General features: G+C 67.6%; 23 protein-coding genes. 11 read left to right on the forward strand and 12 right to left on the reverse strand.

Annotated elements, in window-relative coordinates; translation table 11 throughout:
• Window positions 1-46: 46 nt before the first annotated feature.
• On the forward strand, window positions 47-766 hold the full coding sequence (locus TU34_RS17730) for a TetR/AcrR family transcriptional regulator (RefSeq protein WP_045824238.1): 720 nt from the start codon (window positions 47-49) through the stop codon (window positions 764-766).
• A 6-nt stretch (window positions 767-772) separates the two neighbouring features.
• Here the strand turns inward: TU34_RS17730 and TU34_RS17735 are convergent, their stop codons facing one another.
• From TU34_RS17735 to TU34_RS17760, 6 genes are all read right to left on the reverse strand, one after another.
• Complete coding sequence (locus TU34_RS17735) at window positions 773-1,765, reverse strand: GGDEF domain-containing protein (protein WP_045824239.1); 993 nt, start codon at window positions 1,763-1,765, stop codon at window positions 773-775.
• A gap of 133 nt (window positions 1,766-1,898) precedes the next feature.
• Window positions 1,899-2,390 (reverse strand): DUF2231 domain-containing protein, encoded by a 492-nt coding sequence (locus tag TU34_RS17740; protein ID WP_045824240.1) that lies wholly within the window; start codon window positions 2,388-2,390, stop codon window positions 1,899-1,901.
• A gap of 48 nt (window positions 2,391-2,438) precedes the next feature.
• Entirely contained in the window at window positions 2,439-3,662 is a 1,224-nt protein-coding gene (locus TU34_RS17745; protein ID WP_160298548.1) for a sensor domain-containing diguanylate cyclase, read from the reverse strand.
• 80 nt (window positions 3,663-3,742) lie between these two features.
• The gene (locus tag TU34_RS17750; RefSeq protein WP_045824242.1) at window positions 3,743-4,741 is read right to left on the reverse strand and encodes an NADP-dependent oxidoreductase; all 999 of its coding nucleotides are present in this window, start codon (window positions 4,739-4,741) and stop codon (window positions 3,743-3,745) included.
• Window positions 4,738-5,619 carry an alpha/beta fold hydrolase gene (locus TU34_RS17755; RefSeq protein WP_045824243.1) on the reverse strand — a complete coding sequence of 294 codons (882 nt, stop codon included), beginning with the start codon at window positions 5,617-5,619 and terminating at the stop codon, window positions 4,738-4,740. The genes TU34_RS17750 and TU34_RS17755 overlap by 4 nt, the downstream gene beginning before the upstream one ends.
• Window positions 5,616-6,338 carry an SDR family oxidoreductase gene (locus TU34_RS17760; protein ID WP_045824244.1) on the reverse strand — a complete coding sequence of 241 codons (723 nt, stop codon included), beginning with the start codon at window positions 6,336-6,338 and terminating at the stop codon, window positions 5,616-5,618. The genes TU34_RS17755 and TU34_RS17760 overlap by 4 nt, the downstream gene beginning before the upstream one ends.
• Window positions 6,339-6,515: 177 nt before the next feature.
• On the opposite strand from TU34_RS17760, the gene TU34_RS17765 reads away from it, so the two are divergent.
• Complete coding sequence (locus TU34_RS17765; RefSeq protein WP_045824261.1) at window positions 6,516-7,094, forward strand: TetR/AcrR family transcriptional regulator; 579 nt, start codon at window positions 6,516-6,518, stop codon at window positions 7,092-7,094.
• 168 nt (window positions 7,095-7,262) lie between these two features.
• Here TU34_RS17765 and TU34_RS17770 read toward each other — a convergent pair whose 3' ends face one another.
• Both TU34_RS17770 and TU34_RS17775 read right to left on the reverse strand, forming a co-directional pair.
• Window positions 7,263-8,153, reverse strand: coding sequence for an alpha/beta fold hydrolase (locus TU34_RS17770; protein ID WP_045824245.1), 891 nt, complete (start codon window positions 8,151-8,153; stop codon window positions 7,263-7,265).
• Between the two features lie 121 nt (window positions 8,154-8,274).
• Window positions 8,275-9,702 carry a Na+/H+ antiporter NhaC family protein gene (locus tag TU34_RS17775; protein ID WP_238981371.1) on the reverse strand — a complete coding sequence of 476 codons (1,428 nt, stop codon included), beginning with the start codon at window positions 9,700-9,702 and terminating at the stop codon, window positions 8,275-8,277.
• Window positions 9,703-9,802: 100 nt separating this feature from the next.
• On the opposite strand from TU34_RS17775, the gene TU34_RS17780 reads away from it, so the two are divergent.
• The 3 genes from TU34_RS17780 (at window position 9,803) to TU34_RS17790 (ending at window position 12,289) form a co-directional block, all read left to right on the forward strand.
• Window positions 9,803-10,879 carry a spore photoproduct lyase family protein gene (locus TU34_RS17780; protein WP_203225488.1) on the forward strand — a complete coding sequence of 359 codons (1,077 nt, stop codon included), beginning with the start codon at window positions 9,803-9,805 and terminating at the stop codon, window positions 10,877-10,879.
• Window positions 10,880-11,019: 140 nt separating this feature from the next.
• Entirely contained in the window at window positions 11,020-11,469 is a 450-nt protein-coding gene (locus tag TU34_RS17785; RefSeq protein WP_045824247.1) for an SRPBCC family protein, read from the forward strand.
• Window positions 11,470-11,569: 100 nt separating this feature from the next.
• Window positions 11,570-12,289, forward strand: a complete 720-nt coding sequence (locus tag TU34_RS17790) for a GAF and ANTAR domain-containing protein (RefSeq protein ID WP_045824248.1) — start codon at window positions 11,570-11,572, stop codon at window positions 12,287-12,289.
• Here TU34_RS17790 and TU34_RS17795 read toward each other — a convergent pair.
• Window positions 12,256-12,864 carry a TetR/AcrR family transcriptional regulator gene (locus tag TU34_RS17795; RefSeq protein WP_203225489.1) on the reverse strand — a complete coding sequence of 203 codons (609 nt, stop codon included), beginning with the start codon at window positions 12,862-12,864 and terminating at the stop codon, window positions 12,256-12,258. The genes TU34_RS17790 and TU34_RS17795 overlap by 34 nt on opposite strands.
• A 40-nt stretch (window positions 12,865-12,904) precedes the next feature.
• On the opposite strand from TU34_RS17795, the gene TU34_RS17800 reads away from it, so the two are divergent.
• The 5 genes from TU34_RS17800 to TU34_RS17820 all read left to right on the forward strand — a co-directional run bounded on the left by TU34_RS17800 (window position 12,905) and on the right by TU34_RS17820 (window position 18,462).
• A complete protein-coding gene (locus TU34_RS17800) occupies window positions 12,905-14,164 on the forward strand; it encodes an acyl-CoA dehydrogenase family protein (RefSeq protein WP_045824250.1) in 1,260 nt (419 codons plus the stop codon).
• Window positions 14,161-15,009: an SDR family NAD(P)-dependent oxidoreductase gene (locus TU34_RS17805; RefSeq protein ID WP_045824251.1), complete on the forward strand. Its 849-nt coding sequence runs from the start codon at window positions 14,161-14,163 to the stop codon at window positions 15,007-15,009. The genes TU34_RS17800 and TU34_RS17805 overlap by 4 nt, the downstream gene beginning before the upstream one ends.
• An 8-nt stretch (window positions 15,010-15,017) precedes the next feature.
• Window positions 15,018-15,758, forward strand: a complete 741-nt coding sequence (locus TU34_RS17810) for an SDR family oxidoreductase (RefSeq protein ID WP_045824263.1) — start codon at window positions 15,018-15,020, stop codon at window positions 15,756-15,758.
• Window positions 15,755-16,843, forward strand: a complete 1,089-nt coding sequence (locus TU34_RS17815) for a phosphotransferase family protein (protein WP_045824252.1) — start codon at window positions 15,755-15,757, stop codon at window positions 16,841-16,843. Before TU34_RS17810 ends, TU34_RS17815 begins: the two co-directional genes overlap by 4 nt.
• A gap of 158 nt (window positions 16,844-17,001) precedes the next feature.
• A complete protein-coding gene (locus TU34_RS17820; protein ID WP_082080406.1) occupies window positions 17,002-18,462 on the forward strand; it encodes an HNH endonuclease signature motif containing protein in 1,461 nt (486 codons plus the stop codon).
• Between the two features lie 15 nt (window positions 18,463-18,477).
• Here the strand turns inward: TU34_RS17820 and TU34_RS17825 are convergent, their stop codons facing one another.
• The 3 genes from TU34_RS17825 to TU34_RS17835 are packed head-to-tail and all read right to left on the reverse strand — an operon-like array spanning window position 18,478 to window position 20,326.
• Window positions 18,478-18,885: an arsenate-mycothiol transferase ArsC gene (locus TU34_RS17825; protein ID WP_045824254.1), complete on the reverse strand. Its 408-nt coding sequence runs from the start codon at window positions 18,883-18,885 to the stop codon at window positions 18,478-18,480.
• Window positions 18,882-19,967 carry an ACR3 family arsenite efflux transporter gene (arsB, locus tag TU34_RS17830; protein ID WP_045824255.1) on the reverse strand — a complete coding sequence of 362 codons (1,086 nt, stop codon included), beginning with the start codon at window positions 19,965-19,967 and terminating at the stop codon, window positions 18,882-18,884. Before arsB ends, TU34_RS17825 begins: the two co-directional genes overlap by 4 nt.
• Window positions 19,964-20,326 carry an ArsR/SmtB family transcription factor gene (locus TU34_RS17835; RefSeq protein WP_045824256.1) on the reverse strand — a complete coding sequence of 121 codons (363 nt, stop codon included), beginning with the start codon at window positions 20,324-20,326 and terminating at the stop codon, window positions 19,964-19,966. The genes arsB and TU34_RS17835 overlap by 4 nt, the downstream gene beginning before the upstream one ends.
• A gap of 138 nt (window positions 20,327-20,464) precedes the next feature.
• Between TU34_RS17835 and TU34_RS17840 the strand changes: the two genes are divergently transcribed.
• Window positions 20,465-21,946 (forward strand): aminotransferase class I/II-fold pyridoxal phosphate-dependent enzyme, encoded by a 1,482-nt coding sequence (locus TU34_RS17840; protein ID WP_045824257.1) that lies wholly within the window; start codon window positions 20,465-20,467, stop codon window positions 21,944-21,946.
• Window positions 21,947-22,072: the final 126 nt, after the last annotated feature.

Consider the following 22,072-nt stretch of genomic DNA (forward strand, 5'->3'; position numbering starts at 1 on the left):
TAACGAAGTTCTATCACGGTCGCAGAGGCCGTGTCATCATTGTTTTGTGACCGAACAGCCCGACGCCGCGACCGACGCCCGGCCGCAAACCGTCCCCGAGCGACTGGTCGCCGCGACGATCGAGCTGCTGGCCCAGGTGGGTCCATCAGAGATCAAGGTGCGTCGGATCACCGAGGCCGCCGGCCTGTCGACGATCACCGTCTACCACCACTTCGGCGGCGTCGCCGAGCTGTTGAACGCCGTTGTCGCCGAGGGGTATCGGGCACTCACCGCGGCGATGGAGGACGCGGTGCGGTGCGACGACGATCCCGGTGCGCAGCTCTTCGGCATCGCTCTCTCGAATCGACATCTCGCACAGCGCAACCCGCATCTCTACGACATGATGTTCGGGCTCTCCACGCGCGGGACGTACCGATCAGTGACGCCCGCGGCCGAGAACATGGTCGCCGAGCGGTTCGCGACCGCCTACGACGTCCTCGCCGGGGCATGCCACCGGCTGGTCGAGACCGGCCGCATCTCGGTCACCGACGGCCACCAGGTCGCCGCCGAACTGTGGAGCTTCGTCCACGGGTTCGTGACGCTCGAGGGTGCCGGGCACTTCGCCCGCTTCGCCAACCCGGTTTTCGAGGTGCTCGCCCCGATGGCGGTCCACCAGTTCGTGGGCATGGGCGACGAGCGGGCGCGCGCCGAGACGTCGGCGGCCATCGCCCTGCGGTGGTGGAACAGCGAGGGGCCCGGCGCCTCGGGGACCTACGCGATCACCTGACCGTCATCACCGGGCGCTGTGGACGGCGGCGCGCATGCCACCGCGGCGTTTCGCGTCGTACATCAAGCGGTCGGCCTCGGTGAGGGCATGGGCGAGTGCGAACCTGTCGGCGCCCCGGAATTCGAGCGGGACGACCCCCGCACTCAGCGTGACCGACGGCCCGTCGCGTCCGACCGTGGTCAGCGGAAGTCGACCGCCCACGTCGGTGAGCGGCGTACCGCGAGAGGCGGGCATCATCAGCGTGAACTCCTCGCCGCCCGTGCGCGCCACCACTCCTCGTCCCGACGTGGCGAATCGCCGCAGTGTCATGGCGACCTCGCGGATCACCCGGTCGCCCACCACGTGGCAGTGACTGTCGTTGACCGACTTGAAGTCGTCGATGTCGAGGACCGCGAGCACCTGTGGATCGATGCCGCCGGATCGGGCCTGTTCGAGCAGGCGCTGATGCGCGTGATCGAGGCCGGCCCGGTTCAGCAGCCCCGTGAGCGGGTCGATGCGTGACCGTGCGGCGTAGACCAGCAATCGGGTCCACACGATCCGTGCACCCCACGGCGTGAGGATGGAGACCGCGAGAACGTACGCAGCCAGGTGGAGGAAAAGCCACCTGCTCGCCATCAGCAGCGTGAACTGTGCGCCCAGGACCGCGAGCAGTGCGCAGCCCACCAGACCGTTGCGGGGATCGGGGATGGCGAGCACGACCAGTGCCGTGCCGATCTCCGCGAAGACGCCGAACAGCGTGCAGGGCAGTCGGTTCAGCATGCGGTCGGTCGCGGCCCACAGCACTCCGGTCGCGACGGCCAACACCGCGGACAGTCCCACGAGCACGCGAAGCGGTGTCGAGGTCGGTCCGATGGAGGTGTCCAGCGCGACCCACGCCGCGATGATCCCGAAGTTGGCCGATCCGAATCCCACACTCCGGCGCAGCACCCTGCCCGTGGCCGTTCCCGCGATGAGGTCGGACAGGTCCGGAACGCGATCGTCGGTGGTTCCAGGGGTCACGGCGGTCCGGGTTCTCGGTGGCGCGTACTCGTAGCGGGGGCCAAAGATAACAAAGCCCGCACGTCTGCCGACACCGAATCGGCGAGACCGCGACCGGTCGATCAGACGGCCGTGATCTCGCGGTGCGCCTCGCTCAGCCGCCCCACACCGAACGGGCACCGGCGTCGCCGATGCGGTACACCCAGACGACCGCGCCGACGGCGACCACCACGAGGAGGACGGCAAGTATTCCGGTGATGACGGTCTGCGAGCGCCCCCGCGTGAGGGCCGGAACGCGACCGGCGACCCAGTCGTTCTCGCGGAACCATGCACTGGTCTGGACCCACCAGAGCACGGCGAGCACGAACAGTGGGGCCGCGAAGTAAATCATCTGGTCGCCGAGTTCGGTGTGCCGCTCCAACACCGCGCTCGGCGGGGTCTTCTTCTCCAACGACTCGCCCGCGCTGGTCGCGATGGGCGTCGCGGCCAGCGCGATCGCCGCGACGATCGGTGTGACGATGCCGAGCTTGCGTCGGGCCGCAGGCCACACGACGCCGAGGACGGCGAACACCGCGGCCAAGGGGACCATCACCACGACGATGTGCACGACGAGCGGATGTAGGGGTAACCCGTTGACGCTGTCCATGAGCGGCGACGGTAGCGACGCCCCGTTGAGAGGACGCTGAGAACGAACCTACGAAGCGCCGGATTTGTCGGCGTACATGTGCTTGTCCGCCGCGCGCAACAGGGCGCTGTGGTCGCCGTCGGCCGACCAACTCGACCCGACCGACGCCGTGACGGTGATGGGGCCCGGCACGGAGGGAAGGCGATAGACACCGGTGACTGCGGCTTTGAGTGACGATCGATACCGCTCGATGTCGTCGTTCGAAGTCGCCGACCGAACCAGCACCACGAACTCGTCGCCGCCGATCCGACACGCCAGATCTGCGGGGTCGATGCCGTCGGCGATACGCCGCGCCACCGCGACGAGGAGTTCGTCGCCGGCGCCGTGTCCGTGGGTGTCGTTGACACGCTTGAACCCGTCGAGATCGAGGAACAGCAGGCCGAGCGGACCGGTTGTGTGGCTGTCGATCTCGGTCATGAGCAGGTGTCGGTTACCCAGGTCCGTCAGTGCGTCGGTGACGGCGAGCCGCGCGAGTTCGTTCTCCGCCACTTTACGGCGGGTGATGTCCTGTATCTGCGCGATGATGATGCCGTCGGTGCCGGTGCCGCGCACGACGACGGCGTTGCGTTGTACCCACACCACGCTGCCGTCCTTGCGGAGATAGCGCTTCTCGGACTGGATGTGGGTTCGGCTGCCGTCGAGCAACTGGGCCAGGTGACGATCGGCGGCCGCCACGTCGTCGGGATGGGTGATGTCGCGAAACGACAGCTCCTGCAGTTCTTCTGCGGTGTACCCGGTGAGTTCGCAGAGGGCCTGGTTCACCTGTAGCCATCGACCGTCGGTGCCGACCACCGCCTGGCCGATCGCGGCGTGGTGCATCGACGTCTCGAATAGCGAGATGGCCTCGTCGCGCTCGCGTTCGGCTTCCACTCGCCGCGAGACCTCCGCGACGTGTACGAAGAAGCCCCGCACCCGGCCGTCGACGATCTCGGGAACGTAGGTGGCCTGGGTGTGCCGCACCGTACCGTGCACGTCGATCAGCGTCCGGTCGAACTGCTGCGGTGTGCCGGCGAGTGCGGCCTCGATGTACAGCCGGTTGAGCTCGTACACCTCGGGCCCCAGGGCGTCACGGATGTGCATCCCGCGGGCCTTCTCGGGGGTCAGGCCGAAGTAGTCGACGTAGGCCTGGTTCGCAGCGAGGTTGCGTAGGTCCGCGTCCCAGTACCCGATCAACGCGGGGACGTTGTCGATGACCCGCCGCAGGATGTCGGCGTCGGAACCGGTCTCGTCCACCTGCACCCCCACCCGTCAGCGTCGCTCGGGCGATGATCCCACAGCGCGCCGTCAGGTGGCCGAAGTGGCGAGCGCCCGCATCACTCGTGCGTGATCACGACCTTGCCGCCGCGCGCTCGGCCGGCGTCGACATAGGCGATCGCGTCGACGGTGTCGTCGAAGGAGAAGGTCGTGTCCACCACCGGGCGCAGATGTCCCGCCTCGTAGAGGGCGGCCAGTGTCGCGAGCGTGGCCCCGTCGGCGTGCATGTAGAAGAACGCGTAGGTGACGCCGTGCTTCTTCGCGGCCGCCCGTACCTTCCTGCTGAGCAACGACAGCACGAACTCGAACGGCTTGGGCGCACCGAGCTGTTTCGCGAAGCCCGCGTCGGGTGGTCCGGTCACCCCGAGGGCGAGTCCGCCCGGCTTCAGGACGGTCAGCGTTCTCATGAGGTTGTCGCCGCCGACGGCGTCGATCGCCAGGTCGTAGCCGGAGAGCACCTCGGCGAAGTCGTCCCTGCGGTAGTCGACGACATCGTCGGCACCCAGGGCCGTGACGAGATCGACCGAACTCGTCCCGGCGGTGGTCGCAACGCGCGCCCCGAGGTAGTTCGCGAGCTGGATGACGGTGGACCCCAGGCCGCCCGCGCCGGCGTGCACCAAGACCTTCGACCCGGTTCCGACGCGACCTTTGTCGACGAGCATCTGCCATGCCGCGAGAGCCACGAGGGGTACTGCCGCTGCCTCGGCGAACGACAGGTTCGACGGTTTCAGGGCGACGTCGCGGTGATCGATCGCAATGTGTTCGGCGAACGTGCCGATCCGCAGATCGCGAGGGCGCGAGAAGATCTCGTCGCCGACGGCGAAGCCGGTCACGGCGCTGCCGACCTCGGTCACGGTTCCGGCGACGTCGTGTCCCAGGATCGTGGGCATCCGGTACTTCAGCAGCTGCTTGAACTCGCCGGTGCGGATGAGCGTGTCGAGCGGGTTGACGCTCGCCGCAGCCACTTTCACCAGGACGTCGTGTGGTCCCACAGTGGGCGTGGGGATCTCGGCCGCGTGGACCGGTCCCTTGTACTCGTCGATCACGAACGCCTTCACCGGTCGTGGTCCTCTCGCGCAGAAGTGGTCAGGTGGCTCGAGACGGAGTCGCCGAGGAAGTCCAGCACCTCGGGGACGAATTCGTCGTGATACTGGAAGATGCCGCCGTGACCGGAGCGGGGATAGATGATGACTCGCGCGTCGGGGATGCGCTCGGCGAGTTCCACCGAGTGCTCACTGGCGACCATCACATCGTTGTCTCCGTTCGCGACGAGTGCGGGTTGGGTGATCACCGACAGATCGTCGGGGGTTGCCCGGCCGCCGGCCACGATCGCTCGCAACTGTGCGAGCCGCGCCTGCAGGGAGATCGTCCGGACGCGATCGCCACGTCGCTCGGCGAGCCGGCCGAAATATGCCTCGGCCGCCTTCTTTCCCTCGGCGGTCCGCGGGAAGAACAAGAAGTGCCTGGGGTCCTTCCGACTCAGCGCTGCCTTCAGGTAGGCGCCACCGACGATGCCGGCCATCTTGTCGATACCGCCTCCGCCTCGCGGCCCGGTACCCGTCAGCACGATCCGCCGGACGAGTTCCGGGGCCTGCAGCGCCACGACCTGCGCCACGCCGCCACCGAGTGAGAACCCGAACAGGTCGACCTGTGTGAGACCGAGCGCGCGGATGAACGCGATCGCATCGGCTGCCATCTGGTCGATGGTGGCGGGGACTCTTCCGCCGGATCCGCCCACACCGCGGTTGTCGAAGGCGATCACGTGGTGTGCCGAGGCGAGTCCGTCGATGATGCGGGGATCCCAGTCGTCGAGGGTGGCGGTGAAGTGGTGGAGGAACACGACCGGGACTCCGCCGGTCGGGCCGAGTTCGCGGTAGGCGAAGCGCACGCCGTGGACGTCGATGGTCACTGTGGGGGTGTCGGTCCAGGTGGTCATGAGGTTGCTCCGGCGGGGGTGGGGAGATCGGTGTAGAGCGATTCGATGGGGCCGCTCAACGCGGATTTCACAGAGGTGGTGAGGTCATCGCCGATGACCTCGTACCCACCCTCGGCGAGGGTGTCGTACACCGCGCCGACGAGGTCCTCGGGCCGCAGTTTCGGCCCGTGGGCGCCGGCCGCCATCGGCGTGTCGACATACCCCATGTGCACTCCGACCACGTGGACGCCATCGGGAGCGAGTTCGAGGCGTAGCGCGTTGGTCGCCGACCAGAGCGCGGCCTTCGAGGCGCTGTAGACGCCGCCGAACGCGCTCCAGCTGGCCACCGAATGCACGTCGACGAGGGCGGCGTTCTCCGCAGCTCGCAGGATCGGCGCGAAGGCCTTGGCCAGCAGGACCGGCGCGAAGAAGTTGGTCTCCATGGTCGATCGCAGGTCGGTCTCGTCGAGCTCGACGTAGCTGGCGGTGGGCGGCGTGACTCCCGCGTTGTTGATCAGGACGGACACGTCGGACGCGGCCTCAGCGGCAGCGGTCCGCGACGCGGCGTCGGTGACATCCAGCGCCAGAGGGACCACGCGGTCGTCGCTCCATTCGCGCGGAGTCCGCGCGGCCGCGTAGACCTTGCGCGCACCGCGTGCGAGGGCCTGGTGCACGAACTGCTCGCCGAGGCCGCCGTTGGCGCCGGTGATGAGCACGACCGCATGGGTCAGGTTTGTCATGGTGAAGACCTCTTCTGGGGGTGACCCCCGGTGTAAACAGATCGGTGTACTCGCTCACTGTAGATGACGGAGGCGACGAAGTACACCGATCTGTTTATCGACCGGGTCGACCGCGTAAACAGGTCGGTGTACCTTGAGTGAGACTGGCGAAGACCACGAATGAACCGGGTGAGAACCATGACTTCTACGGCAACGGAAACGGGCGCCGTCCCCAGTGCCTCGTGGGGCGTGCGCGACAAGATCCTTGCCGCCGCGATGGGGCTCTTCTACGTAGAGGGGATCAACGCCACGGGCGTCGACCTGGTCGCGGAGAGGGCGGGTGTGTCGAAAAGGACTCTCTACAAATACTTTCCGAGCAAGGTCAATCTCGTCGAGCAGTATCTCACCAGCATGTTCGACATGTTCCTCGCGATGCGCGAAGCGGATACGGCCGGTCCCCGAGAGCAGATCATGTCGTTGTTCACGGTCCCCGTCGCCGACGGGGGCCTCATGCGCGGATGTCCGTTTCACAATGCGGCGGTGGAGGCTGCGGCCGTGATGCCCGAGGTGGCGGAGTTCGTGCATCGACAGAAGGAGGCCTTCGCGACCGCGATCGTCGACCTCTGTCGTGATCTCGGTGTCGACGACGCCGATCTGTTGGGCCGACGTATCGCCCTGGTCTACGAGGGCGCCGCCGCGCTGTCGACGTCTCTCGATGCGGTGGAGCCGTGGGCGCGCGCGCGGGCGATGGTGGAGATGCTCCTCGACCTGGAGTGACAGGCCAGGCGGCGATCGGTGTGAGCGCGAGCAGCACCTCCGACAATCCGATCACGTGGTCGCCGTCAGCCATGATGCGGATGTCGCAGGCCCGGGAGAGTTCCGCGCCTGCGTGGCTTTCTGGTCATGACTTCTTTCTGTTCGAAGAGGGATGGCGGCCTTGCTCGGTCAGGAGTCGAGGAACTCGACCGCGGTCGCCACGAACTGGCGGTGTTCCTGGAAGATCCCGCCGTGTCCCGCGTCGGGATAGATCCGGAGTGTCGCGTTGGGGAGGCGATGCGCGAGATCGTGGGAGTTGCTGGTCGGCACCATCCGGTCGTCGTCGCCGTTGGCCACCAGAACGGGGTGCGTGATGGTGCCGAGGTCGGCTGGCGTCTGCGTGCCCCACGCGTGAATCGCGCGCAGCTGGGTGCGGAAGGTCGTCACCGTGACGGCCTTGTCCCGGTTCTCGGTGCGTTCCTTCAGCCGCGTGATGAACGCCTTCGCCTGGCTCTTTCCGTTCGCGGTACGGGTGAAGAACAGGTTCTGCTTGGGGTCCTTGCCCGTCAGCACGGCTGTGATCGAGTCGCTGTAGGACACCCGTGTCACCTTGTCGATCCCCGCGCCCCCGGCGGGGCCGGTCCCGGCGAGGATGACCCGCCGGATCAGTTCCGGTCGCTCTGCGACGATCACCTGGGCGATGAACCCGCCCATCGAGAAGCCCAGAAGATCGACCTCGGTGAGTCCCATCGCGTCGATGAACGCGATCGCGTCGGCCGCCATGGCCTCGATGGTGTCGGGAGTGGTTCCCCCGGATGCCCCGACGCCGCGGTTGTCGAACGCGATGACGTGGTGGCCGGCGGCGATGCCGTCGATGACGCGCGGGTCCCAGTTGTCCAGGTTCGCGGCGAGGTGATGCAGGAACACCACCGGAACGCCGCCGGGACGCCCGTAGCTGCGGTACGCGAACTCGGTGTCGTCGACAGCGATCGTGCGGGTCGGGACCACGCGCCACGATGATCCCGGGCTGGGCGCAGACGGTGATCCGGAGCGGTTGTTCTGGGATGCGTGGCCGTTCATGGCGGGTCTCCTCGAGTAAACAGATCGGTGTACCCGCCGAAGGTAGCGCATCGATCGCCGCGTGTAAACAGATCTGTGTACCGCGGGCTCGTGTCAGTGATGAGCCACAGGAACCGCGTCGCTAACTCGTGCCGAGGTAGATCATCGCGGTGTAGAGGATCACGGCGGGTACGAGCACCGCCCAGCCGGTGATCAGGATGTTCCGGACGTTCGCCGACCGGCACAGTCCCATCACCCCGAGCATGTTCACGTTGGGGAGGGGGCCGTAGGTGTCGGCCTTCGACGAGAAGAGCAGCACCACCACCCAGACCCCCGCGCCGATCCCGGCTGCGGCGGCCAGCTCGCCGAACACCCTGTCCACCAACACGACCTGCGCAGCCGAGGCGCCGGGGATGCCGACCCAACCGATGAGGGCGACGGTCATCGCGAGCAGGAACGGTGACAGGTGCGCGATGTCGGTGCCGTAGGAGCCGAGCACCACCGAGAACGGGTTGATGCGGGCGATCGCGGTGAACAGCACGGCGAGGAGAAAGAACAGGACGAACAGCCACGCGAGGGCGGACGCACCCCGGAACGCACTCGCGGCGAACGCCTTCGGCGACATGCCGCCCCCGAGAGCGGTGGCCACGGCCATGAGCGGTAGCGCAATGATCGGCAACACGATGCCCGCCGTGGTGAGGGTCGCGACGACGAGGACAGCGCCGAGGGTGACGGTGAACGCGACCGCGGCCCGGCGCGCGCGACGGTCGGTCGGGGCGTCGTCGTCGGTGGCCGTCGCCACGAGTTCCTCGGGTGCGTAGTGGTCGTCGAGGTCGCGGGTACGGCGCTGCATCCACGGCACCACCAGCATCCCGACGACGAGGGACACCGCGGCGAGCGGGCCGCCGCCGTGAAGCAGATAGTGGAGATAGCCGATGTCGGCCGCGCCCATGATCGCGATGTTGCCCGACGCGAACGGAGCGACCGCGAAACCTGCACAGCCGCCGATGAATATCGCCGACGCGGTGGCCGAGCGAGTCAGCCCGGCCCGCGCCGCGATCGGCAGCAGCACCGGCACCGCGACCGCGAGTGCGCCGGCGAGCGTCCCCAGCGCGCCCACCAGGAGCAGGCACGTCACCATGATCCCCGCCGCCACGGCGGTGGTGTTCGAGGTGCCGGCGAACCGCATGGCGGAGCCGACGATGCTCGCCGCTGCGCCGGTCGCGCGGAGGATCTCCGCGAGCGCCCCGCCGAGCAGGATCACGACACCGATGACCGTCACCTGATCGGTGGCGGCCTCGCCGGCCATGTCGAGCGCCATCCGAGCCCCGGGCAGGAGGATCAGCAGTCCCGAGACGACCGAGACGACGGTCGCCCGCAGGATCGGCATCCCCAGTGCGGCGAGGAGTCCGTAGAGCACGATCGGTCCGAACCCCCACAGCGTGGATCTCTCGACGGTCACCCCGACGACCAGACAGACGATCAGGCCCGTCGTCGCCACAAGGGTGGCAACAGGGGGCATTCGTCGCAGTTCAGACCGCGGTGTCGAGCCGGTGAGGGTGTTCTGCACGCGAGGACGATATCCCCCGAATCGGTCATGGGCGTGGCAGTCGGCGTTTCCTACCAGGAAGGATCCACCGCCGACCGGCGTTGCGGAAGGGGAGATGCTTGTGACCCCCACCCGGATCTGGACCCCGTCGCGTGTCGTCGTGACCCGTTCGGCGTCCGAACTGTCGCACACCGCCGAGATACTCCGGCGGTGTGAGGCCGCGGGTGTGTCCGACATCGACGTGTTGTCCGGCGACCGGCTGACCGGCCTGCGCGGTGAGTCCGAACGCGAGACGTACGCGATCGCGAAGAAGACCCTGGCCGTGGTCGTCGCGCCGCCGAGTGTGCTTCGGCCCCAACCCATCCCCCCGAGCGCCGACTGGCGGATCGACCTCGCGAAGGGCTGTCCGGCGCACTGTCAGTACTGCTATCTGGCGGGTTCGCTCTCCGGACCGCCTGTCACTCGGGTCTTCGCCAACCTCGACGAGGTGCTCGCCGGCATCGGCACGCACGCCGGTCGCGGCAGCATCACCTCGGGCACAGCCGAGCGCGGCCACGAGGGCACGACCTTCGAACTGTCCTGCTACACCGACCCCCTGGGGATCGAGCACGTGACGGGCTCGCTGGCCGAGGCCATCACGCGCGTGGGGGCGGGGGAGTACGGCGACGGCGTGTCGGTGCGGTTCACCACGAAGTTCGACGACGTCGCCGACCTCGTCGCGCTCGATCACCGTCGGCGCACCCGAGTGCGGTTGTCGGTCAACGCCGACGACATCGCGCACCGATTCGAGGGCGGCACGGCGCGGATGCCCGCGCGCATCGACGCCCTCCGACGGCTCGCGCAGGCCGGGTATCGGGTGGGACTGACGATCGCGCCGATCATGCCCATCCCCGGATGGCGTGAGCAGTACGCCCGCCTGCTCGCCGACGTCGCAGACGCTGTCAGCGACGTGGACGACCTCGACCTCACCGCCGAGATCATCACCCACCGGTTCACCGCGTCGAGCAAGGACGTCCTCCTGAGCTGGTACCCCGGTACGAAGCTGGAGATGGACGAAGACCTCCGAACGGTCAAGCGCACGAAGTTCGGTGGCGCGAAATACGTCTACCCCCGCGAGACGATGTCGGAGATGAAGTCCTGGTTCACCCGCGAACTCGACGCGGTGCTGCCCCAGGCGCACCTTCTCTACTGGACATGACGACGACCATCGAACTCGGCGGCAACTGACGCCGAGGATCCGCGTCCGTACTGTGGACGGTGGTCCACCGGTGGGTTCAGCGAATCAGCCCGCTCCCGGCGATCGGCTGATCGCCGACCCACCTCTCATCGGAGTGCACCATGCCCACGGTCTCACGCACCTTTACCGTCACCGCCCCGCCCGCCCGCGTCGTCGAGTACCTGTCCGACTTCGGCAACGCGCCGGAGTGGGATCCCGGCACCCAGACCTGCACCCGCAACGACGACGGTCCGATCCGCGTCGGGTCGAACTGGCACAACGAGTCCAAGATCGCCGGTGTGAGTACCGAATTGACGTACGAGCTGACGACTCTCACCGACGACACCATCGTGCTGGTCGGTACCAACGACACCGCCACCTCGACCGAGACCATCACCGTCCACCCTGACGGCAGTGGCAGTGAGGTCACCTACACCAACGAGATCGAGCTGCAGGGGATCGCCAAGATCGGCGCCCCCGCGATGAAGCTGGTCTTCGAGAAGGTCGGTGTCGACACCGAGAAGCAGCTCACCGAGGTGCTCAACGGATTGGCCGGTGCCGAGAAGGGTTGATCGGGGAGACCCACCCGGTCCAACGGTGGGATGCCCACCCCCTGACCCGCACCGGTCGATACAGTTCGCTGCAGCGAGCTGTATCGACAGAGGATGTGGGATGGGCGAGGAAACGACAACGAACGTGCACGTGGCGATCGCCGAGCTCGCTCGGCGTCTGCACGCGGCGGACGATCGGCCGGCGGAGGCGGTTCTCGGCGACGTCGTCGGTGGGGCCATCGACCACGTACCGGGGGCCGAGGCCGCGAGCATCTCCATCACGCACGGCCGCAACGCGCTGACCACGGAGTTCTCCACCGATCCGCTGGCGACGCGGCACAACGAGATCCAGACCGCGCACGGTGAGGGACCCTGCCTGGCCGCTGCATGGGACGAGGCCGTGGTCCGCATCGACGACCTCTGGGAGGACGACCGCTGGCCCGGGTATGCCGTCGACGCGCGCAGCGCGGTGCCGTTCCGGTCCATCCTGTCTTTCCGGCTCTACACCGCCGACGAGAAGTTGGGGACGCTCACGCTGTACTCCCGCACCCCCGGCAACTTCGGCACCGACGTGGAGGAGATCGGCCTGGTGTACGCGGCCCACGTCGCCAACGCGTGGATGGCTCGGGAGCGCAAGAGCCAGTTCACCAGTGCGCTGGCCAGTCGCGACATCATCGGCCAGGCCAAGGGCATGATCATGGAGCGCTTCGGCATCGACGCCGTGCAGGCGTTCGAGCTGCTGCGCCGACTGTCCCAGGACGGCAACATCAAACTCGCCGAGCTCGCCCGGCAACTGGTCGAGACCGATCATCCCGCCCGTGAGGAATCGTCCCGCTCCTGAGTGGCGATGCCTCGCAAGGCGGTGAGCGCGGCGACACAGTGGGCGACCTCGTCGTCGATCACGACTCTGTCGGTGCGATCGGGATCCGACCACTGCAGTGCCCGGTCCTCCACGTAGGCCGTCCAGGCGTGGATCAGCGGGATCTCGGTATCGGTTGCGCCGACCGACTCGGCGATCTGCCGCGCGAAGGTGAGGCGCAGGCTCACCACGCGGTCCCCGCCGAGCGCCACCGAGGCCGTTCCGTAGACCAGCGCGAGGTAGAAGTCGCGGCGGCGCTGGATCTGTTCCAGGAACCGTCGCACGAACTGTGTCGGCGCCTCCTCGGCGGTGGCGTCCGGGTCGGGCGCGGTGTTGCGGAGAACGCGACGGGTCGCGGCCTCGATGACGGCGTCGTAGTAGGCACTCTTGCTGGGGAAGTAGTGGAAAAGCAGTCCGCGAGAGATGCCGGCCTCGGCCGCGACCGCGTCGATCGACAATTCGTGGATCGGTCGTTCGACGAGCATGCGGAGGCCGAGCCCGAGCAGTTGACGGCGGCGGTCCTCGGGGGACATCCGGCGCCGTGAAGGTGTCGACACGCTATTGAGCATCGCTCAACAAGTCGCTAGTGTGCAACCCATGGACCTCAGCCACTCACCACGGGCCACCGATCTCCGCGATCGTGTCCGCTCCTTCATCGAGACCCACATAGAGCCCGTGGAGCACGATCATCACCGGGAGATCGCCCGTCTCCGCAACGGTGGTGGCGACCCGTGGCAGCCCCTGCCCCTGATGGGCGAACTGCAGACGAAGGCGCGCGCCGAGGGATTGTGGAACCTCTTCCTGCCCGCCGGCCACGAGATGCACTACGCGGCGAAGTACGGGACCGACGGCGGCGTGGGGCTGAGCAACATCGACTACGCGCCGGTCGCCGAGGCCATGGGTCGGTCGTTCCTCGCCCCGCAGGTGTTCAACTGCAACGCCCCCGACACCGGCAACATGGAGGTGTTGCTGCGTTACGGCACCGATGCCCAGCGCGAGGAGTGGCTCGACCCGTTGCTCGACGGCCGGATCCGCAGCGCCTTCTGTATGACCGAGCCCGATGTCGCCTCCAGCGACGCCACGACCATGGAACTCACCGCCGTCGCCGACGGCGAGGACATCATCCTCAACGGGCGCAAGTGGTGGTCGACCGGCGTGGGCAGCCCGGAATGCGAGATCCTCATCGTCATGGGCCTCACCGCCCCCGACGCCGATCGACACCACCGGCACTCGATGGTGCTGGTGCCGCGCAACACACCGGGCGTCGAGGTGGCACGGATGCTTCCCACGATGGGCTTCTTCGACGAGCCCGGCGGCCACGGCGAGGTCACCTTCACCGACGTCCGCGTCCCGCGGGAGAACTTCATCTCCGGTCCGGGGCAGGCGTTCGAGATCGCCCAGGGACGCCTCGGTCCCGGTCGAGTGCACCACGCGATGCGGGTCGTCGGACTCGCCGAGAAGGCGCTGGAACTGGCATGTCGTCGTGGCAGCGAGCGGCTCGCCTTCGGCAAGCCGATCGTGAACCTCGGCGGCAACCGCGAGCGGATCGCCCAGGCGCGCATCGCGATCAACTCCACCCGGCTGCTCATCCTCGACGCCGCGTACAAACTCGACACCGGCGGCCCGTTCAACGCATTGAGCGAGGTCGCCCAGATCAAGGTCGCCGCGCCGAGGATGGCGCAGGAGGTCATCGACTTCGCGATGCAGATGCACGGCGGCGCAGGCCTCTCCGACGATTTCCCGCTGGCCGCGGCCTGGACGAACGCCCGTGCCCTACGGCTCGCCGACGGTCCCGACGAGGTGCACCTCGGCATGGTCGCGCGCATCGAGCTGGGTTCGTACGGGATGAAGCGATGAGCCGGCGCGTCATCGTGACCGGCGGCGCCTCGGGGCTGGGTGCAGCCCTGGTGGAGCGCTTCGCCGCCCGCGGCGATCGGGTTCTCGTCACCGACCTCGCCGAGAAGTACTCGGGTCCGCAGGGCAGCACCTATCGGCGTCTCGACGTCGTCGACGCCGACGACTGGGCCGACGCCCGCGACCACGTGATGGCCACCTGGGGTGGTGTCGACATCGTCGTCAACAACGCCGGGATCGCCGCGGGCGGACGGATCGACGTGGTGACCCTCGAGGAATGGCGCCGCATCATCGACATCAACCTGCTCGGCGTGGTCCGCGGGTGCCAGACCTTCGTCCCCGTGCTCAAGGAGCAGGCCCACAGGGATGCAGCCCAGAAGGGTTCGCCTGCAGGGCAGATCGTCAACATCGCGTCGATGGCGGGTCTCGTGCACCCGCCGGCGATGGCCTCGTACAACGTGGTGAAGGCAGGGGTGGTGGCGCTCAGCGAGACGCTGTCGTTCGAACTGGAACCGTGGGGGATCACCACCTCGGTGGTGTGCCCGTCGTTCTTCCGCACCAACCTGTCGTCGTCGCTGGCGGGCAGTGACGGGATGCTCGACCAGATCGCGGCCCGCCTCATCGATCGCTCCGACACCGGAGCCGACGAGGTGGCCGACGCGGTGATCGCCGGCGTCGACGCCCGACGCCCGGTGATCCTCACCGACCGCGCGGGCCGGAAAGCGTTCTTCGCGAAGCGATTCGCCCGCCCGCTCTACACTCGCCAGATGCTGGGCATGTCCCGACGCATCCACGGAGCCACCGCATCGGCACCCGCCGCTGCCGACCACGGGGAGAACAAGCAGTGAGCTCGTCGATGACCACGCTCATCACCGGTGCCAGTTCGGGGCTGGGCGCGGAGATGGCCCGCCAGTTCGCCACGCTCGGGCACGATCTCGCGCTGTGCGCGCGCCGCACCGACCGGCTCGAGGAGCTGCGTGCGGAGATCCTCGCCGCCCACCCCGGCCGTCGGATCGAGTTGGCCGCACTGGACGTCACCGATGACGCGGCGGTGTTCACCGTGTTCGATGACCTGGCCGAGCGTCTCGGCGGCATCGACCGGGTGATCGTCAACGCCGGATCGGGTTCGGGCGCGGCACTGGGGACGGGCAAGCAGCACGCGAACCGACGCACCGCGATGACCAACTTCGTGGGGGCACTCTCCCAGACCGAGGCCGCCCTCGAACTGTTCCGCGCGCAGGGACACGGACATCTGGTCATGATCTCGTCGGTGTCGGCCCTGCGTGGCATGCGCAAGGCGATGACCACCTACGCCGCGACCAAAGCGGGTGTCGCGGCCCTTGCCGAGGGTGTGCGGTCGGAGAACATTCGCGGCGTCGACGTGTCGGTGATCTACCCCGGCTACATCCGCTCGGAGATGAACGACCACGTGGAGCAGAAGACAAAGCTCATGGTCGACACCGAGACCGGTGTGAAGGCCATGGTGTCGGCCATCGAGAAGCGCGCCCACAAGGCGTACGTCCCGACGTGGCCGTGGCTTCCGGTGTCGATGGCCTTGAAGGTGCTGCCGCTGTCGGTGGTGCGGAGAATGGTGTGACCGACGGGCCTTCCCGCGAGGTCGCCGGCGCCCGCCCGGTCCGCGACGAGGACGCCTTCGACACCGACGCCGTCGCGGCCTGGCTGCGCGACAATGCCGGTGATGCTTCAGGTCTCGACGTCTCCCCCGAGGTCCGGCAGTTCTCCGGCGGCGCGTCGAACCTCACCTACCTGCTGCGCTACCCCGATCAGGACCTGATCCTGCGTCGTCCGCCGGCCGGCCAGAAGGCCAGGGATGCGCACGACATGGGTCGCGAATACCGCATCCAGACGCAGCTGGCTCCGGTGTTCGCCCACGTCCCGACGACCGTCGCGATGTGCGACGACCTGTCGGTGATCGGGTCGGAGTTCTACGTGATGGAGCGACTCGTCGGTCACATCCCCCGCCGCGAACTGGGTCTCGACCTGGATCCCGATGAGGTTCGTACGTTGTGCACCAACGTCATCGACCTGCTCGTCGACCTGCACTCGGTCGACCCGGTGGCCGCCGGTCTCGACGGACTGAACCGCGGCGACGGTTATGTCGGCCGGCAGGTCAGTGGCTGGTCGGATCGTTACCGGCGGGCGCGGGTGTGGAATGTCGGTTCCTTCGAGTCGGTGATGCGGTGGCTCGACGAGAACCAGCCCCCCGACAGCGGGAGTTGCCTCATCCACAACGACTTCCGGCTCGACAACGTCGTGCTGGACCCGGACGATCCGACCCACCCGATCGGTCTGCTCGACTGGGAGATGGCGACCATCGGCGATCCCCTCATGGACCTCGGTGGGGCACTGGCCTACTGGGTGCAGGCCGACGACGGCCGGGTGTTCCGCGGGACACGGCGACAGCCGACGCATCTGCCCGGGATGATGACGCGACGTGAGGTGGTCGCGTACTACTGCGAACGCACCGGACGCACGCTCTCCGACCGCGAGTGGGCGTTCTACGAGGTCTTCGGACTGTTCCGCCTCGCGGTGATCATCGCCCAGATCTGGTACCGCTACCACCGCAAGCAGACCACCAACCCCGCCTTCAAGCACTTCGGGAAGCTGGTCATCCTGCTCGAGTTCCGTTGTCGTCGGCTGATCAAGCAGGCCGGTCGGTGACGGGAGAGTGCCTGGCGTAGCCAGGCCACAGCCAGTGCGCCACGACTGTCGATCCGAAATATGCCAGCGCTCAACACTATTCACTGACATCAATCACCCACCCATCGAACATATGTGCTAGGCTAGATGTACAGTCACACCTGGGGAGGGGGACAGCGATGAATGATCCTGAGTCGGATTACGCTGCCCTGGAACAGATTGTGGACAGAATTGCTGCCGCCGAATCCAACTCATGCGCCGACGAGACCGTCGCGGATCTCGCCATCCGCCACGAACGCATCGCCCGCCGCATGGAGTCCATCGGCAACCGCAGAATCCTCGACGTCTCCGACCGGGATGCTCACAAGACAGTCGGGTCCGTGACGGTCACCGAGTTCCTGCGCACCGAATCGCGCATCACCCACCCCAAGAAACGCCTCGACGCAATCCGATCGTTGGAACCGATGCACGCGATGACCGGCGAGAAACTGCCACCGGCGTGCCCGAACACCGCCCGCGAACTCGCGGCCGGTTCGATCGGTCCCGACCACGTCCACGCGGTACTCGACGCGATCAAGAAGATCCCGTCAGCCGTCGACACGGATCAGCGAGCGCGGGCCGAGGAAGTCCTGGCCGAATTCGCAACCACACTCACGCCCAAAGAGATCGGCGCCGCCGGGGTGCGGATCCTGGCGCACCTTGACCCGGACGGAACCCTCACCGACGACCGCGATCGAGCACGCAACCGGAAACTGAATGTCGGGTGCCAGGACTCGCAGTTGATGTCGAAGCTGACCGCGACGTTGGATCCGATCACGCGCGCCCTGTTCGACGTCGTGTTGGCGAAGTGGGCCGCACCCGGGATGAACAACCCTGACGACGACCAATCCCCGAGAGGCGATCACGGCGACGCCGATCCGGAATTGCTCAAAGATGCCGCTGATCGGGATTGGCGCAGCCAGTCCCAACGCAACCACGACGCCTTCAAGGCCCTCTTGGACGCCGCGGTGAACGGTGGTCTCCTCGGCGGCTCACATCGTGGGTTGCCGCCCCAGATCATCGTCTCCATCACCGACGCCCAACTGCGCGAGCACGCCGGCGTCGCGCGCACTGCCGCCGGTAGCGATCTCCCGATCAGTGACGTGATCAAGCTGGCCTCCGACGCACAGTCGCATCTCGCGGTGTTCAGCGATGTCACCAGCGAGCCACTGTTCTTCGGCCGCGGCCGGCGCCTCGCGTCGCAAGCGCAGCGGTTGATGGCCTTCTCGCAGTACAAGGGCTGCAGCAAGGATGACTGCACGACACCGTTCGCGCACACCGAGATGCACCACGCAGAGCAGGACTGGGCCGACGGTGGACTCACCGATGCGCCACACATGGCTCCGGCGTGCGGACGGCACAACCGGGCCGTCGGATCCGAACCGCATCAGTGGATCACGGAGAAGATCACTGAGGGCCCCGACAAGGGCCGCTACGGCTGGCGACGCAACACCGACCCACCCGAGAAGCTCCGCGCCAACCACCTACACCGCATCGACGAACTCCTCGAGCGACATCGGAACCCATCCGACACCACTCCGGTGGTGGGTCGGCGATTCGACATCGCGTGGCCAGACATGGTCATCGACGACGCAGCGTGAGATGTCGCCCCTGGGCTAGACGAGACGGCGAACGAGGTCGTCCACGCGCGCGGCGATGTCGTTGCGGATCAGCCGCATCCGCTCCATGCCCTCGATCCCGCGGGTCGACGGTTCGTCGGTGTCCCAGTTCTCGAACACCGGCCCCGGCACGGAATCGACCGTGGCTTCACGGCCCAGGGTGACGACGACGTCCATCCGCGCCAGCAGGTCGGGGTCGATGGCCCGCGGACGCTCGGCCGAGATGTCGACACCGACCTCGAGCAGTGCCTCGGCCGACTGGGCATTGACCACCGAGCCGGGTCTCGTCCCCGCCGAGTGGACGTCGACGGTCTCGCCGGCGACCTTCCGCATGAGCCCGGCCGCCATCTGCGACTTGCCGCCGTTCTTCACGCACACGAACAGGACACTCGGCGTCGTGCTCATCGCTGCGATCCCGCTGTCGTCGCGTCAGCACGGAACCGTTTCCGCAGGGCCAGCGACAGATACACCAGACCGACGAGCACGGGCACCTCGATCAACGGACCGACGACGCCGGCCAACGCCTGACCCGACGTAGCGCCGTACGTGGCGATCGCAACGGCGATGGCGAGTTCGAAGTTGTTGCCGGCCGCGGTGAACGCCAACGTGGTGGTGCGTTCGTAACCGAGTCCGATGGCCGCACCGAACGCGTATCCACCGCCCCACATGACCGCGAAGTACACCAGCAGCGGCAGCGCGATGCGCACGACATCGATTGGGTGTGAGGTGATCTGATCGCCCTGGAGCGCGAAGAGGATCACGATCGTGAACAGCAATCCGTACAGCGCCCACGGACCTATACGCGGGATGAACGCCCGCTCGTACCACTCGCGCCCCTTGGTCTTCTCGCCGATTCGTCGCGAGAGGTAGCCGGCAACGAGGGGGATGCCGAGGAAGATCAGCACCGATTTCGCGATCTGCCAGGCCGAGGTCGAGATCGTGGTCTGCTCCAGGCCCAGCCACCCGGGCAGCACCGACAGGTAGAACCAGCCGAGCACCGCGAACATCACGACCTGGAACACCGAGTTGATCGCCACCAGGACCGCGGCGGCCTCGCGGTCACCGCACGCGAGATCGTTCCAGATGATGACCATCGCGATGCAGCGCGCCAGACCGACGATGATCAGCCCGGTGCGGTACTCGGGCAGGTCGGGCAGGAACAACCAGGCGAGCGCGAACATCAACGCGGGACCCAGGATCCAGTTGAGGGCCAGCGAGCCGAGCAGCAGTTTCCGGTCGCCGGTCACCGAGTCGAGTCGGTCGTAGCGCACCTTCGCCAGAACCGGGTACATCATGATCAGCAACCCGATCGCGATCGGCAGCGAGACGCCGTCGACGGAGATGGTCGACAGGGCGTCGTCGAGGCCGGGAATGCCGCGGCCCAGGAGGATGCCGCCGACCATCGCCACGCCGATCCACACCGGGAGGAAGCGGTCGAGAACCGAGAGTTTCGCGACGATCGCGGGGGAGGCCTCGACAGTGCTCACGCGGACACCGCGACTCGGCCGACGGTGTCGACGGCGGCCGACAGCTTCTCCCACGCAACGGGTATCACGCGGTAGTAGACCCAGGTGCCACGTCGTTCGCAGTCCAGGAGTCCGGCGTCGCGCAACACCCTGAGGTGGTGGGAGATCGTCGGCTGCGACAGGTCGAAGGTGTCGGAGATGTCGCAGACGCAGGCCTCGCCGTTGTCATGGCTCGCGATGAGGCTCACCAACCGCAACCGCACGGGGTCGCCGATGGCCTTGAACATCCGCGCGAGCTCGGCGGAATCGCTCTCGCTCAGCGGCTCCCGGACCAGCTGCCCGTCGCACCCGTCGGCGCCGCGCGCCTGTTGCTTCGACATCTGTCTATATTGACGGCTGTCGATGCAGCGGTCAAACCGTGGGGGGCACGCCCGTGGGTTCACCGTGACCCAGGATCGCGAACGCGGGTCGGCTGCGCTTTCACGCGGCTGGTCCGGTTGCACGGATACCATCCCGCCATGGTTCCCGAACCGCAGCACAGTGCGCCGTATCTCGACGCGGTGGTCGCATACGCGTTCCGTGGTCCGGCGCGTTATCACGTCCCCGGCCACAAGGGCGGTCCCGGAGCAGATCCCGCGCTACGAAAGGCGATCGGGGTCGATGCTCTGGCGGCCGACGTCCCCCAGGACATCCACGGCATCGACATCGGGCAGTCGCCGTCGGCGTACGAACGAGCGGAGACGCTGGCGGCCAATGCGTTCGGCGCCGCCCGGTCGTTCTTCCTCACCAACGGGGCCACCCAGGGCAACCACGCCCTGTGTCTCGCGCTGGCCGGACCCGACGTCCATGTGGTCGCGCAACGCAATTCGCATGGATCGATCGTCGACGGACTGGTGCTCTCCGGAGGGATCCCGACGTTCGTCGCGCCGGAGTACGACGAGGATCTGGGCATCGCCCACTGTGTGACGCCGGAGTCACTCGACGCGGCGCTGGCCGCGGACCCCGACGCGCAGGCGGTGTTCCTGGTGTCGCCGACCTACTACGGGATGACCGCCGACATCGCCGCACTGGCCGAGGTGGCGCACGCCCGCGACATCCCGCTCGTCGTCGATCAGTCGTGGGGGCCGCACTTCGGCTTCCACCCGGCTCTGCCGACGCCAGCGCTGGCGTCAGGAGCCGACGCCATGCTCACCAGCACACACAAGATCGCCGGCTCGTTGACCCAGAGCGCCATGCTGCACGTCGGGAACTCCGGGCGTGTCGACGCCGACGCACTGGCCCGGGTGTTGCGCCTGCTGCGCAGCACCAGCCCGTCGTCGCTGCTGATCGCCTCCCTCGACAGCGCCCGACGGCAACTGTCGATGCACGGCGAGCAGCTGCTGCACGAGACGCTCGAGGCGATCGAACTCGCCCACGCCAAACTGCGCACGATCCCGGGTGTCGACCTGGTGGACCAGCGACTGGTCGGGCGGATGGGGGTGCATGCCTACGATCCGCTGCGCATCGTGCTCGACGTCCGCGGAACCGGTTGCACCGGATACGAGATCGCCGATGAACTGCGCCGCAGCTACGACGTCCACGTCGAGCTGCCGATGCAGGCGACCATCGTGCTGGTGGTGGGACTCGGCGACTCGGCACCCGCCTTGCGGCGACTGGCCGGCGACATCGAGGAGGCGGTCACCCGTCTGGCGCGGCCGGGGGTGACGACGCGCCCCCTGTCCGCGGGGACGGGGATCTTCGGTCACGGGGTGTCGGTCTCGCCGCGCGCCGCGTTCCTGGGGGCGTCGGAGCGGGTCGCGATCGCCGACGCCATCGGCCGCATCTCCTGCGAGGCGGTCGCCGCATACCCGCCGGGGGTCCCGACGCTCCTACCCGGTGAGGAGATCACCGCCGACGCAGTCGCCTACCTCCAGCAGGTGGTCGAGGGCGGAGCACGCCTGCACGGCGCGAGCGATCCCGGCTTCGCGACCGTCGTCGTGCTCCGCTCGGCCCGGACCTAGTTGTACTGACCCGAGACGTTGGTCGAGTGGCTGTGACACGTCAATCTGAGTGATGACGCGGGAGGGCCTCCTGCGGTGGAGTGGAACTGCCTAGGTATCCGCTCGTCCCTCAGGAGGCCCTCGTGT

Origin of the sequence: Williamsia herbipolensis (assembly GCF_000964005.1) — a bacterium.
GTDB classification, from domain to species: Bacteria; Actinomycetota; Actinomycetes; order Mycobacteriales; family Mycobacteriaceae; genus Williamsia_A; species Williamsia_A herbipolensis.

What these genes read in the sequence shown, in the direction of transcription:
- TU34_RS17840 (WP_045824257.1), top strand. Translation starts at nt 20,465, where the DNA reads ATGGTTCCCGAACCGCAGCACAGTGCGCCGTATCTCGACGCGGTGGTC.
- TU34_RS17765 (WP_045824261.1), top strand. Translation starts at nt 6,516, where the DNA reads ATGACTTCTACGGCAACGGAAACGGGCGCCGTCCCCAGTGCCTCGTGG.
- TU34_RS17805 (WP_045824251.1), top strand. Translation starts at nt 14,161, where the DNA reads ATGAGCCGGCGCGTCATCGTGACCGGCGGCGCCTCGGGGCTGGGTGCA.
- TU34_RS17835 (WP_045824256.1), bottom strand. Translation starts at nt 20,326, where the DNA reads ATGTCGAAGCAACAGGCGCGCGGCGCCGACGGGTGCGACGGGCAGCTG.
- TU34_RS17760 (WP_045824244.1), bottom strand. Translation starts at nt 6,338, where the DNA reads ATGACAAACCTGACCCATGCGGTCGTGCTCATCACCGGCGCCAACGGC.
- TU34_RS17790 (WP_045824248.1), top strand. Translation starts at nt 11,570, where the DNA reads ATGGGCGAGGAAACGACAACGAACGTGCACGTGGCGATCGCCGAGCTC.
- TU34_RS17825 (WP_045824254.1), bottom strand. Translation starts at nt 18,885, where the DNA reads ATGAGCACGACGCCGAGTGTCCTGTTCGTGTGCGTGAAGAACGGCGGC.
- TU34_RS17820 (WP_082080406.1), top strand. Translation starts at nt 17,002, where the DNA reads ATGAATGATCCTGAGTCGGATTACGCTGCCCTGGAACAGATTGTGGAC.
- TU34_RS17785 (WP_045824247.1), top strand. Translation starts at nt 11,020, where the DNA reads ATGCCCACGGTCTCACGCACCTTTACCGTCACCGCCCCGCCCGCCCGC.
- TU34_RS17740 (WP_045824240.1), bottom strand. Translation starts at nt 2,390, where the DNA reads ATGGACAGCGTCAACGGGTTACCCCTACATCCGCTCGTCGTGCACATC.
- TU34_RS17810 (WP_045824263.1), top strand. Translation starts at nt 15,018, where the DNA reads ATGACCACGCTCATCACCGGTGCCAGTTCGGGGCTGGGCGCGGAGATG.
- TU34_RS17755 (WP_045824243.1), bottom strand. Translation starts at nt 5,619, where the DNA reads ATGACCACCTGGACCGACACCCCCACAGTGACCATCGACGTCCACGGC.
- TU34_RS17770 (WP_045824245.1), bottom strand. Translation starts at nt 8,153, where the DNA reads ATGAACGGCCACGCATCCCAGAACAACCGCTCCGGATCACCGTCTGCG.
- TU34_RS17800 (WP_045824250.1), top strand. Translation starts at nt 12,905, where the DNA reads ATGGACCTCAGCCACTCACCACGGGCCACCGATCTCCGCGATCGTGTC.